This is a genomic window from Streptomyces sp. NPDC056835, from assembly GCF_042789485.1.
Taxonomy (GTDB): Bacteria; Actinomycetota; Actinomycetes; order Streptomycetales; family Streptomycetaceae; genus Streptomyces.
On sequence record NZ_JBHUBB010000023.1, the window covers coordinates 1 to 13,152 of the forward strand.

Below are 13,152 nucleotides of genomic sequence, written 5' to 3' on the forward strand. Positions count from 1 at the left end.
GGCTCGGGTTCCGCGGGAGGGGTTGGGCTGGGTGGGCGGCGGTGCCGCGGGGCCGCGGGGGGGGGGGTAGTGGCGTACGTACGCCACTACCCGCCGCAGCGTCGCGTCAGGCCCCCGCGTCAGCCGCGCGGATACCGGACAAGCCAGCCCGAGGCCGCGGTCCCCGGGCTGTGCAGCGCCGGGCCCTGGGTCATCTCCATCGCGAAGTCGTCGGCGATCTCCAGCAGGGTGGGCCGGCCCTCCAGTTCCGCCAGCCAGGCGGGCGGCAGGGCCGTCTCGCCGTGGAGCGCGCCGAGCAGCGCGCCGCAGAGCGTGCCGGTCGCCGCCGACGGGCCGTCGTGGTTGACGGCCAGGCGCAGCCCCTGGCGGATGTCCTCGGCGACCAGCGCGCAGTAGACGGCGACGGCGAGCGCCGACTCGGCGGTACGTCCCTCGCCGAGCGCGGCGATCCGTTCCGGTCCCGGGATTCCCTGCCGTACGGCGCCGAGCGCCTGCTGAAGGCCGTCCGAGACGGGCTGGTGCCCCGGGCGCGGGGTGAGCTGGGCGAGGGCGCGCTGCACGCCCGCGTCCAGCGTCTCGCCGCGCGCCAGGGCGTGCACGATCACCGCGAAGGCGCCCGCCGAGAGATACGCGCCCGGCGAGCCGTGCGTCTGGACGGCGCACTCCACGGCGAGCTGGCACACCAACTGCGGCTCCCAGCCCACGAGCAGCCCGAACGGCGCGGACCGTACCAGGGCGCCCGAGTCGCGCGCGATGGTGTTCTTGGGCTTGTCGAGTGTGCCCATGATGGTGTCGCCGAGCCCGGTGAGACAGGAGATGGTGGGGTCGCGGCGCGCGTACAGCCACTCCTCCTGGGCGAGCCAGCCACCGTCCTCGCGGCGCAGATCCGGCCCCCAGTCCCGCTGGGTCGCCGCCCAGCGCAGATGCGCGCGGTGCACGTCGGTGGGCGGATGCCAGGCGCCGATGTCCCTGCGGACCTGGGCGCGGATCAGTCCGTCGACGGTGAACAGGGTCAGTTGCGTGGCGGCGCTGACGGCGCCGCGGCGGCCGAAGGCGGGCACGAAGTCGTTCACGGCGCCCTCCCCGTGGGCGGCCCTGATCTCGTCGAGCGTGAGCGCGGAGACCCCGGCACCGAGCGCGTCCCCGATGGCACCGCCGAGCAGACAGCCCCGCACCCGGCTGCGGAAGTCCTGCTGTTCCGCACGGCCCCAGACGGCTCCGGACGGTGTGCTCACGCGCCACTCCCTCCCCTGTGCCTCCGAGCGACCGCACAAACTGCGCAGCACTGTAATCGACCGGGAACAGTGGGTTGAGGGCGCGCTTCGCGCTGCCTGGAGCGGCGTGGGGCGGTATGGGCGGCGGACGCCCGGCAGGTCGGTTTTGGGCGCCGGGCGTGGGTGCGAAGGTTTCGTGACGGTTACGTGGGGCCCGCCGCGCCGTCCTGTCCGAAGGCCGGCGTCACACGGACGCCGGGCTACGGCGAGGACTCCCGCGCAGCCGCATGGCGGGCCGTTCCAGGTGGGTGGCGGCGCGCAGCAGCCATTCGACCGGGCCCATCCGGAATCGCCGCATCCACCAGGCGCTCCACACCACTTGTACGGAGTAGACCGCCAGCGCGATGGCGAGGACCGCCGCGTACGGCACGCGGCCGATGAGCCCGAAGCCGATCCCCGTGAAGATCAGTACGCAGAGCAGCGACTGGCTCAGATAGTTGGTCAGTGCCATCCGCCCCGGCCGGGCGAGCACTTCGGCCAGCCGCGCGCCGCGCGCGGTCCTGAACGCGCGCAGGAGCGTGGCGGCGTACGCGGCGGTGAGGAAGGGCGCGCTCACGATGTGCGCGGCGCCGGCGAAGAGGTTGTCGTCCCCGGCGAGCGTGTAGAACAGCGAGCCCGCCAGCCCCACCGGGAAGCCGATGAGCTGGATGAGCCTCAGCTTCCTCTCGTGGGCGGCGGGGTGGGCGAGCACGCGCCGCTTGCCCGCGGCCAGCCCCACCAGGAAGGCGGAGAACGCCAGCGGTCCCTGGAAGAAGAAGATCAGCGGGAACGCGTTCCCCAGCGAGGAGATCCGCTCGCCGATGACCGACCCGACGCCACCGCGCATCGCCTCGGTGCCCGCTCGGCCGTCGGCGAGCATCCTGGCCTGTTCCGAGGGGGTGGCCGTCGCGGAGGCACCGTCGATGAGGACCACGAGGACGGCCACGGTCAGGAACAGCAGCGCGATCGTGCCGGTGATGATCCCGGCCACCCATAGCGCGCGGCGGGGCGAGATGCCGCGCACCAGGAAGAGCAGCAGGCCGAGCACGGCGTACGTGACGAGGATGTCGCCGTAGAACAGCAGGACCGCGTTGGCGACACCTATCAGGAACAGCCCCCCGAGCCGGCGCAGGAAGCGAGGACGGAAGGTGAGCCCGCGGGCGGCGGCGGAGTCGATCTGGAGGGTGAAGCTGTAGCCGAAGAGAAAGGCGAAGAGGAGATAGAACTTGGACTCGAAGACGAACTGGACGACGTTCACCACGGCGTCGTCGTGCCAGGCGATCCTGGCCGGATCCGGGATGTCCAGCAGGGTGTAACCGCTGGCGAAGAACGGGATGTTGACCATCAGGATGCCGAAGAGCGCGAAGCCGCGCAGCGCGTCGACATCCGCGAGCCGCGCGGTCGCGGACGTTCCCGCGACGGCGGGATCGGTCTGGGGCGGTGGTGTCATACCGTACGACGGTACGGTCGGCGGCTCGGGCGCCGCATCCGACCAAAGTAGCGCGGCGGGGTCTCTTCGGTCTTCCGCACGGAGGTCTTCCGCACGGAGGTCTTTCCGCGGAATGCCCCGGTGACCACCCGCTTCACGCCCAGCGGGCGGCGAACTCGTCGCGCGCGGCGATGACTCGGGCGATGCGGGGGCGGAGGCGGGCGGTGTCGATGCCGGGCGCGTGGAGCAGTTCTTCGAGGTGGCACACCATGTTCGCGAGATCGTCCCATTCGGCGTCCATGGCGAGCAGCGTGGCGAGCGAGGCGTCCAGCGCGCCCCAGTCCCCGCGTACGGCCCCGCTCAGCATGGCCACGTAGGCGGGCATCTCGGGCGCGGGATCCGCGGTCTCCTCCAGCCGTCGTGCCAGCTCCCGCCAGGCGGGGGCACCGGCGTCCGCGCCCTCGCTCGCGGTCACCGTCATGGCCCGCTCGAACGCGCCGTACAGCGGCTCAGCGACGCTGTACCGGTCGGCCGCCGCACGTGCCGCGGCCCACTGCCCGGTCCTGCGCAGCGCCTCGCAGCGCTCGTCCAGGTCGTGGGTGGCGGCGGTGGTCAGCTCGTCCAGCAGGCGAAGAGCTTCCTCGGGCCTGCCGAGGACCAGGCTCGCGCTCACCGCCCTGCGCCGGGCGTGATCCGCGGTGGCGTCCAGGGCGACGCACCTTCCCAGGTCGGCGAGCGCCCGCTCGGGACGGCCCACGGCCAGTGCCATCCCGGCTCGCGAGTAGTACGCCCACGCGTAGTCCGGATCGATCTCCAGGGCCCGGTCCAGATCCGCGAGGGCGTAACCGTAGCGGCCGCAGGCGTGGTGGGACCTGCCGCGCAGGACGAGCGCCCACGTGTCGTCGGGCCGTTCGTCCAGCACGGCGGTGAGATCGGCGACCGCCTCCTCGTGCTGTCCGGCGTTCAGCCGGGCCTCTCCTCGCTCCAGCCGGATCCACAGGCCGCCCGGCCCGGCGTCGACGGCACGATCCAGGTCGGCCAACTCACCTGCGGTGTCGTCCAGTTCATGGCGCAGCCGGGCACGGTGCACCAGCGCCCAGGCATAGTCGGGCTCCAATGCGATCGCGCGGTCCAGATCGGCGCGCGCCTCGGTGTGCCGCCCCAGCAGATGGCGGACGGCCCCACGGCCCGCGTAGGCCGAGGCATGGTCGGGGTCGATCGCCAGGGCCCGGGTCAGCTCCCGCTCCGCGTCCTCGTTCCGGTCGGTGAGCCGGTACGTCTCGCCGCGCTCTGAGGCGATCCAGGCGTTGTCCGGCGCCAGTTCGACCGCACGGTCCAGATCGGCGTAGGACCGGTCGAGCTCCCCCATGTCGCGCAGCAGCCGGGCTCTGCGGGCCAGCGCCCACAGATACTCGACGTCCAGCTCCAGGGCACGGCCGAAATCGGCCAGGGCGGCGGCGTGCCGCCCCAGTCCGTGCTGGGCGACGCCCCGGCAGGCCAGGGCATACGCGTTGGTCGGGTCGAGCGCGAGGGCGCGGTCCAGCACTTCGACGGCCTCTTCGCGCCTGTCGGCGAGACGTAACGTCTCCCCGTACTCGTCAAGGATCCACGAGGTGTCCGGAGCCAGTTCGTCGGCCCGGCGCAGATCGGCCAGGGCTGTGACCAGATCGCCGTTCAACTGGTGGGCGAGGCCTCGGCCGTAGTGCGTCGCGGGCTCGTCCGGGTCGAGCGCGAGCGACCGGTCGTACTCGGCCAGCGCCTGTGCGTACTCACCCGCGTCCCGCAGTTCCCGCCCCCGTACTGTGTGCGCCGCCGCGCGGCCCCGGGTGTCCAGACCGCTCCCGTCGAGAAGCAGGCCGAGCGCCGCCCGTATGCCCTCTTCCTCGTCGTCGAGCGCGGCCGTCAGCCGCTGCCCCCAGGCACGGGCCGTCGTGTCGTCGGTGTCGTCACCGGCCTCGGCCAGTACCTGCGCGGCGCGGCGGGCCGCCGCCGGGCTTTGGCGGCACCCCTCGACCACGTCCCGCAGCGCCACGGCGAGCGCGGCGCGCGGACCGGCGCACAGCGCGTGGTAGGTCTCCTCGAAGCGCTGCGCGCGCCATTCGGCGCTCTGCCACACCTCGTCGGCGCGCAGGCCCGCTTCCTTTTCCTCGCGCCAGCGGGCGAAACACCGGGCGAGCGCCGCGTGCCGCTCGCTCCAGCCGCGCGGCGAACGGGTGCGCTGCAAGCGCAGCATGGGCGCGCGCACCACGCCGTGGTACGAGACGCCCGTGTCCTTGCGGGTGACGAAGGGCAGGGCGCGCAGCCAGTCGTAGAGCCCCGCCGCGTCCTCCGGCACCGCCGCACGGAAGACGTCCTCGTCCAGCCGGCGGGGCAGGGCGCAGGCGAGGGCGGCGGCCCTCCGTACCGGGTCCTGCTCCCATTTGAGGAAGCGTTCGACGGCGGTGGCGCTCGGGTCCCCGACGTCGGCGGTGTCGGCCGGCTGGTTCTCGGCGAGGGTGGAGACGAGGACGGGCAGACCGCCGGAGAGCCGCAGCACCTCCTCGACCACGGCTTCGTCCGTGACGTCCTTGGCCGTGAGCAGTTGGCGCGCTTCGTGTTCGGTGAAGGGTTCGAGCCGCTGGTCGGTCATGAAGTCCGCGAAGCCGCCCCAGCGCGCGGCGTCGAACGGGCGCTGCCCCGCGAGGGTGACGACGACCTGGGCGGGCAGCGCGCCGTACCGTTCCGTCGTCATCAGGTCGCGCAGCCAGGTGTCCAGGAAGGGCGCGGTGCGTTCGTACGTGTCGAAGAAGAGCGTGATCCAGGGTGCGCGGCGGGCGATCTCGGCCAGCTCGGTGACGAGTACGGGGGTGAGCACCCGGTCCGGCGCCAGCACCAGCTGTACGTCCTCCTGGTTACGGAAGCGCGCGCTCAGCGTGGCGCGCAACCGGTCGGCCCCGGCGGCGAGTTGTACGGTGTCGAGCGCTCCGGCGAAGGCCCCGACGACCGGCACCATGCCGAGCCCGATCACACCCGCCGTCACCGCGGCCGTGCTCCCGGCGGACGGCTGCGGCTGCGGGTGCGGTTGCGGCTGTGACTGCGGGTGCGGCTGCGGGTGCGGCTGTGGCTCAAGGGACGTGCGGGGCTGCGCGGATTGCGCGGACTGCGGGGATTGCGGCGCCACCGGATCGATGAGCGCGGCCGACGAGGACTCCGCCTCGTGCCGCCGCTGCCGGTACGTCGCGAGCAGCCGCTCCAGCCGCTTCAGCGGATGCCCTTGCCCGGCGAGCTGTTCACCGAGCACGGCCAGCACCTCGGGGACGCTGCTCACGGACTCGTCGATATAGCCGGTCAGGGCGCCGCGTTCCCGTGCGGCCTGTTCCAACTCCCGTACCAGGAAGGTCTTTCCCACTCCCGCGTTGCCATGGATGTGGAAGAGGAAGCGATGCCGGTCGTCGTCCGGCGGGACGTCGAGATTGGCGCGGAAAGCGCCGAGCTCATCACGGCGCCCGATGAAACCTGTCCTCCGGCGCCGCCTGATCAGCTCGGCCATCGACACCTGTGCTCGCGCCATGCGCCCCTCCACGCCCCCGACGAAGGGCCCGTACGATCCCGGCACCCCGGCAGCACTCAGTCTTGCAGCAGCGGCGGCGGTTCCGCATGGTCCGTTCACCCGCCGCCGCGGGTGAACGGACCGTACTCAACGGACCTTATTCAACGGACCGTTGCTCAGCAGGGGAGGCAGGGCTCCGAGCCCTGCCCCAACTGCTGGACGGCGACCTGACCGAGCGCACCGGAGAAGGCGTGCACCTCGTCCACGGAACCGCGCAGGTACTCACCCCAGCCGTCGGCCGTGCGGCCCCGTCCGACCTGGAGGCCGCCGGTGCTCTTCCACGAGTGCCGGAAGCTCGCGCTCGCGTCGGCGCCGGCCTCCCCGTTGACATAGAGCGTGATCCGGTCGGTCGCGTCGTCGTAGACGACGGCCAGCCGCTGCGGTTCGTCCGGCCACACGGACTGGCCCACGACCGTCTCCGCCGCCCCCGGCTCGTCCGCGTGGGCCACCACGAGCTGCCAGGAGTACGTCGCCGGGTCGTAACGGACCTTGAAGGCATCGCCGTTCGCACCGCCCTGGGACAGGACGGTCATCGGACGCTCCGGCTCGGCGTCCGCCAGCCGTACGACGACCCCGAGGGTGAAGCTGTCGTCGGTGTCGACCACCGGCTCGTCGGTGGCGGCGAAGCCAGTGGCGCCGTCCAGCCACAGATCACCGTCCCCGACCAGGGCGTACTCCACCTGGGGGCAGTCGGGGTCCAGCTCGGGGAGGCAGTCGCCCGGCCCGCGGTGGATCGTCGCTCCCGCGCCCAGCTTCAGCGGCGCGCCGTCGTACAGCTCGGGGCTGACGCCGTCCCGCGCGTTCTCCAGCGACCAGTGGCCGCGCGGCGCCGGCGTGCGCTTCGCGAGTTCCGCCACCTCGGCGGCCACCACGACCCGTTCGTAGACGCGCACGTCCCCCAGAGCGCCCTGCCAGTGGTCGCGGTAGCCCGCCCCGTCGCGTGCCCGGCCCAGCTGGAGGTCTCCGACGCTCGGCGCGGCGGTGGCCCGCCGCGCCGTACCGACCTCGCGGCCATTGACGTACAGCCGCGTCATACCGGTCTCGGCGTCGTACTGGCCGAGGACATGCGCCCACTCCCCGACTTCCGGAGCGCCGCCGGACACCCGCGCGCCGCCGGACGCGAACGACCAGACGGGCTCGCCGTCCCCCGTCCGCGCGCCGAGGCCGAACCCGGGCTCCGTGCCCGCGTCCTGGCTGATGGCCGTCGCGTCCCGGTCCAGACGCTCGGGGCGTACCCAGCCGCCGACCGCGAAGGTCTTCTCGGTGTCGATGAGGGAGGCGCCCGGGGTGAGGAAGCCCTCCTCCGTACCGTCGAGCGTCGCGGCGGAGGTCAGTGTGGTGCCCGCCGGGGCCGGGGCCCCGAAGGTGACGCCTGTGCCCGCCGGCGCGGCGGGTCCGGCCTCGGCCGCGGCCGACCCGGAGCCCGCCGCGTCGGACAGCTTCCAGTGCGCGGCCGGGGAGCCGCCCGACCTCACACGGAAGTAGAAGGTGGTCGACGCGCTCACGTTCCCCGCCCGGTCCATCGCCCCCGCGCTCAGCGTGAGCGTGCCCGAGCGCTGCGGCAGGTACCGAAGAGTTACGGAGCCGCCCGGCTCGGCCGGCTCGGCGGTCAGGGACGGACCGCCGAGGAAGTCGTACCGGTAGGCGACGACGTCGTCATCGGGCGCGTCCAGGATGAAGCTCGCGTAGACGCCGACCCCGCCCGACGCCACCGTGTCGTCGGGGTAGTCGGGCGAGGTCACCGAGGGCTTCCCGGGCACGGTTCTGTCGTAGACGAACTCACAGGCGGTCGCGCCGCCCTCGTCGCTCCACGCCGAGGTCGCGCCCCGGTCGTCGTGCGCCCGGACCCGCCAGGAGACGACCGTGTCCGCCGGAAGGTCCGACGCCGACGACAGCTGCCAGCCGAACGGCGATCCGGACGACTTCGCCGTGGTCGTGAGGGTCTTCCGCTGCTCCGTGCCGGTGGAGTCCTGCCACCACATCTCGAACTCGGCGCTCACCCGGTCCGGAAAGGACTGACCGTCGGCCGGCTGGTCGTACAAGACCGTGGTCAGGGCCGGGAGGGACCGGACGAAGGGCCGGTCCTCCCCGCTGACGCACGGTTTGCCCCCCGAGAGCAGATCCGCCGCGGCCGGCCGCTCGGGCGGCAGATTCTCCGCCGCGACCGCCGTCCCCTGAGCCGCCAGGACCGCGGCGACGACGAGTGACCCGGCCGTGAGAAGTCTTCGACGCTTGCGCATGGCCAACTGTTCCCTCCCCTGTCGGCCCGCCGATCTCGGCGGGCCGCAGGAGAGTAGCAACGGCCACTGACACAACCGAACGAATTCCGGGCGGCGTTGAGGGCGTTGCCGAGGGCGACGGATGGGTCGTTTTCAGCCTTCCTCGCCGCGTACGGGCAGCAGGGGCAGCAGCTCCGGCAGATGCCCGTCCGACGCCGCCGCCGTCCGTACGCGCTCCTCCGGAACCTCGCCGTACAGCGTCGTACGCGGCTTCGCCGGGCGGCCCGCCGCGTCCGCGATGGCGATGAGGTCCTTGACCGAACGGTACGAGCCGTAACTGGACCCGGCCATCCGCGAGATGGTCTCCTCCATCAGCGTGCCGCCCAGATCGTTCGCGCCGGAACGAAGCATCTCCGCCGCGCCCTCCGTGCCCAGCTTCACCCAGCTCGTCTGGATATTGGTGATGTGGGGGTGCAGGAGGAGCCTGGCCATCGCCATGACCGCGCGGTTGTCGCGGTCCGTCGGGCCGGGGCGGGCGATACCGGCCAGATAGACCGGCGCGTTGGTGTGGATGAAGGGGAGCGTCACGAACTCCGTGAAGCCGCCCGTCTCCTGCTGGATCCGGGCGAGCGTACGGAAGTGGCCGAGCCAGTGGCGTGGCTGGTCGACATGGCCGTACATCATCGTGGAACTGGACCGGATGCCCAGTTCATGGGCGGTCTTGACGACCTCGATCCAGGTCGCCGTCGGCAGCTTGCCCTTGGTGAGGATCCAGCGCACCTCGTCGTCAAGGATCTCCGCCGCCGTGCCCGGGATCGAGTCGAGTCCGGCCTCCTTCGCCGCCGTCAGCCACTCGCGGATCGACAGGCCGGTGCGCGAGGCGCCGTTGACGACCTCCATCGGGGAGAAGGCGTGGATGTGCATTCCGGGGACGCGTTCCTTCACGGCGCGCGCGATGTCGAAGTACGCCGTGCCGGGCAGGTCCGGGTGGATTCCGCCCTGCATGCAGACCTCGGTGGCCCCGACCTCCCAAGCCTGCTGGGCGCGGTCCGCGACCTGGTCCAGGGAGAGCGTGTAGGCGTCGGCGTCCGTGCGGCGCTGTGCGAAGGCGCAGAAGCGGCAGCCGGTGTAGCAGACATTGGTGAAGTTGATGTTGCGCGTGACGATGTACGTGACGTCGTCGCCGACCACGTCCCGGCGCAGCTCGTCGGCGATCCGGGTCAGCGCGTCGAGCGCCGGGCCGTCCGCGTGGAGGAGCGCGAGTGCCTGGTCGTCGGTGAGCTTCACCGGGTCGTCGGCGGCCTGGGCGAGGGCCGACCGTACGTCCGTGTCGATACGGGAGGGCACCATGCCGGGGGCCGCGGCCTCGCGCAGCGCCTCCCAGTCGCCGTACACCTCGTCGAAGTCGTCGCGCCGGTCGGCGGTGCGCCCCTCGGTGTCGATCGTGCGGTGCAGATCCGTACGGCCGGTGGCGGTGAAGCCCTCGTCGGGCTCCTGCCAGGGCAGCCCGGCGGGCCGCGTGCCCTCGACGGCGAGGCCCGTCTCCGGGTCGGCCAGCGCCCGTACGTGCGGCATCAGCCGCGGGTCGAGCCAGGGCTCGCCGCGCGCGATGAACTCCGGGTAGATGGTCAGCCGCTCGCGCAGCGCGAACCCGGACTCGGCGGTACGCGCCGCCAGTTCATCGATATGCGGCCAGGGGCGTTCCGGGTTGACATGATCGGGGGTGAGGGGCGAGACGCCGCCCCAGTCGTCAATGCCCGCGCCGATGAGCAGCGCGTATTCAGCGTCGACAAGATTGGGCGGGGCCTGGATACGGGCGGCGGGGCCGAGGACGTGCCGGGTCACGGCGATGGCCGCCGCCAGCTCCTCCAGCTCGGCGTCCGGCATCCCGCGCATCGCGGTGTCCGGCTTGGCGCGGAAGTTCTGGACGATGACTTCCTGGATGCCGTGGTACGCCCGCTGGACGCGCCGGAGCTCGAAGAGGGCGTCCGCGCGCTCCTCGTACGACTCCCCGATCCCGATCAGCACGCCGGTGGTGAACGGGACGTTGGAGCGGCCCGCGTCCTCCAGCACCCGCAGCCGTACGGCGGGCTCCTTGTCGGGCGAGCCGTGGTGCGGGCCGCCCGGCTCGGACCACAGCCGGGTGGCGGTGGTCTCCAGCATCATGCCCATGCTGGGCGCGACGGGCTTGAGCCGCTGGAGATCGGTCCAGGAGAGGACGCCCGGGTTGAGATGGGGCAGCAGCCCGGTCTCCTCCAGGACGCGGATGGCCATGGCGCGGACGTACGCGAGGGTGTCGTCGTATCCCTCCGCCTCCAGCCACTCCCTGGCCTCGGGCCACCGGTCCTCGGGCTTGTCACCGAGCGTGAACAGGGCTTCCTTGCAGCCGAGCGCGGCGCCCTGGCGCGCGATCTCCAGGACCTCGTCCGGGGAGAGGAACATGCCGTGCCCGGCACGGCGCAGCTTCCCGGGGACGGTGACGAAGGTGCAGTAGTGGCACTTGTCCCGGCACAGCCGCGTCAGCGGGATGAAGACCTTGCGGGAGTACGTGATGACGCCCGGCCGGCCGGCCGCCGCCAGCCCCGCTTCCCGCACACGGGCGGCGGACGCGGCGAGGTCGGTGAGATCGTCGCCGCGCGCCTGGAGCAGCACGGCGGCCTCCGCGACATCCAGCGCGACCCCGTCCCGCGCCCGCTTGAGCGCACGCCGCATGGCGTTGGCGGTGGGGGCCGCCGTTCCGCCGGGTGGTGCCGGTGGTGCCGGTTGTCCGGTCCGCTCTCCCGCCGGCCGGATGGTCTTCGGTCGTCCTGTCCCAGGTTCCTCAGGCACGCGCGTCGTCATCCCCCGAGAATACGTTCGGTGCCGTGGCCTGCCACGACACGGGACTTCGGACGTGTTCGTCCCGTACAGGTCCAGGTCCTGGACTCTTCTCAGCCATCTGACAACACCCTTCCCTTGCCTCCTGGTTCACGGCTCAATACCAGAGTTCGAACGCACGAATCGGGTGGTCGCGTCTGTGACCACTTGTCCCTCTCGGCACCCTGGGAGCCGCCGGCATGTGTAAGGACCACGCAGACACCCACGACAGCGCGATCGCCCGACGAGGCCTTCTGGTGACGGGAGCCGCCGCCGCGCTTACGTTGAGTACCGTGAGCTTCGCGAACGCGACACCTTCCGGATCTTCCGGCGTGCCCGCCGGTGCCGGGTCCGGGTCCGGGTCCGACTCCGGGTCCGGAGAGCAGACCAGAACCGTCCGCGGCACGCTGCCGCCCGGCTCCCCCGACTTCGTCCATCTGCCCGTCGAAGTACCGCGCGGGGTCCGCGAGATCCATGTCGCCTACTCCTACGAGCGCCCCACCATGCCGGCCGGCACCCAGGGCAACGCCCTCGACATCGGCATCTTCGACGAGCGCGGCACACGACTCGGCGGCGAGGGCTTCCGCGGCTGGTCCGGCGGCGCCCGTACCGAGTTCTTCCTGCGCGCCGACGAGGCCACCCCCGGCTACCTCCCCGGCCCGGTGAACGCGGGCACCTGGCACATCGCGCTCGGCCCGTACACCGTCGCCCCGCAGGGCCTGGCGTACGAGGTGACGATCACGCTGCGGTTCGGTGCCCCGGGCAAGACCCCCAAGCCCGTGTACCCGCCGCGGCGCGCCAAGGGGCGCGGCCGGGCGTGGTACCGCGGTGACTGCCACATCCACTCCGTCCACTCCGACGGCAAGCGGACGCCCGCCGAGATCGCCGCGCTCGCCAGGAAGGCGGGCCTCGACTTCATCAACACCAGCGAGCACAACACGCATTCCGCGCACCGCGTCTGGGACGGCCTGTGGGGTGACGACCTGCTGATCCTCACCGGCGAGGAGATCACCACCCGCAACGGGCACGTCGTGGCGCTGGGCATGGACGGCGGTACGTTCATCGACTGGCGCTACCGCGCCCGCGACAACCGCTTCGGCCACTACGCCCGCGAGGTCCGCCGCGCCGGCGGCCTGGTCGTCCCGGCCCACCCGCACGCCACCTGCATCGGCTGCAACTGGAAGTTCGGCTTCGCCGACGCCGACGCGGTGGAGGTGTGGAACGGCCCGTACACGGTCGACGACGAGGTCTCCCTCGCCGACTGGGACAACACCCTGGTCTCCGCGGCCCGTTCGGGACGGCCCTGGACCCCCGCGATGGGCAGCAGCGACGCCCACCGCGACCCCGACCCCATCGGCACCCCGCAGACCGTCGTCCTGGCCGAGGACCTCACCCGCGACGCGATCCTCGCCGGCATCCGCGCGGGCCACAGCTACATCGCCGAGTCCGCCTCGGTCTCCCTGACCTTCGGCGCGGCGGGCGGCCGGGGCAGGCACGCGGGCATCGGCGACCGCCTGCGCGTCGGCGCGGACGAACCGGTGACGGTACGCCTGGAGGTCACCGGCGCCCCCGGCCACACCGCCCACCTCGTCACCGACCAGGGCACCCTGCACACGGCCACGCTCCCGACCTCCGGCACGGGCACGGTGGAATGGCGCACCACCCCCGCGTACGCCACATACGTACGCGCGGAGGTCCGCCACGCCCCGACGACACCGGGCTTCCCCGGCGCACTCGCGGCGTTCACGAACCCGGTCTTCCTCGGCACGACGGAATAGGAGCCGGTCCTTGTGGGACGGCTCGCGA

6 protein-coding genes are annotated in these 13,152 nt (G+C 72.5%); 1 reads left to right on the forward strand and 5 read right to left on the reverse strand.

Features of this window, described 5'->3' with window-relative positions:
- Positions 1 to 119 precede the first annotated feature (119 nt).
- The 5 genes from ACFRMN_RS24865 to ACFRMN_RS24885 all read right to left on the reverse strand — a co-directional run bounded on the left by ACFRMN_RS24865 (position 120) and on the right by ACFRMN_RS24885 (position 11,283).
- The gene (locus tag ACFRMN_RS24865) at positions 120 to 1,235 is read right to left on the reverse strand and encodes an ADP-ribosylglycohydrolase family protein (RefSeq protein ID WP_383022956.1); all 1,116 of its coding nucleotides are present in this window, start codon (positions 1,233 to 1,235) and stop codon (positions 120 to 122) included.
- Between the two features lie 223 nt (positions 1,236 to 1,458).
- On the reverse strand, positions 1,459 to 2,703 hold the full coding sequence (locus tag ACFRMN_RS24870) for a DUF418 domain-containing protein (protein ID WP_383022958.1): 1,245 nt from the start codon (positions 2,701 to 2,703) through the stop codon (positions 1,459 to 1,461).
- A 133-nt stretch (positions 2,704 to 2,836) separates the two neighbouring features.
- The gene (locus ACFRMN_RS24875; RefSeq protein WP_383022960.1) at positions 2,837 to 6,232 is read right to left on the reverse strand and encodes a tetratricopeptide repeat protein; all 3,396 of its coding nucleotides are present in this window, start codon (positions 6,230 to 6,232) and stop codon (positions 2,837 to 2,839) included.
- A 155-nt stretch (positions 6,233 to 6,387) separates the two neighbouring features.
- Positions 6,388 to 8,511: a LamG-like jellyroll fold domain-containing protein gene (locus tag ACFRMN_RS24880; RefSeq protein WP_383022961.1), complete on the reverse strand. Its 2,124-nt coding sequence runs from the start codon at positions 8,509 to 8,511 to the stop codon at positions 6,388 to 6,390.
- Positions 8,512 to 8,643: 132 nt separating this feature from the next.
- On the reverse strand, positions 8,644 to 11,283 hold the full coding sequence (locus ACFRMN_RS24885; protein ID WP_383023110.1) for a bifunctional FO biosynthesis protein CofGH: 2,640 nt from the start codon (positions 11,281 to 11,283) through the stop codon (positions 8,644 to 8,646).
- A gap of 263 nt (positions 11,284 to 11,546) precedes the next feature.
- On the opposite strand from ACFRMN_RS24885, the gene ACFRMN_RS24890 reads away from it, so the two are divergent.
- Positions 11,547 to 13,124, forward strand: a complete 1,578-nt coding sequence (locus tag ACFRMN_RS24890; RefSeq protein WP_383022963.1) for a CehA/McbA family metallohydrolase — start codon at positions 11,547 to 11,549, stop codon at positions 13,122 to 13,124.
- Positions 13,125 to 13,152: the final 28 nt, after the last annotated feature.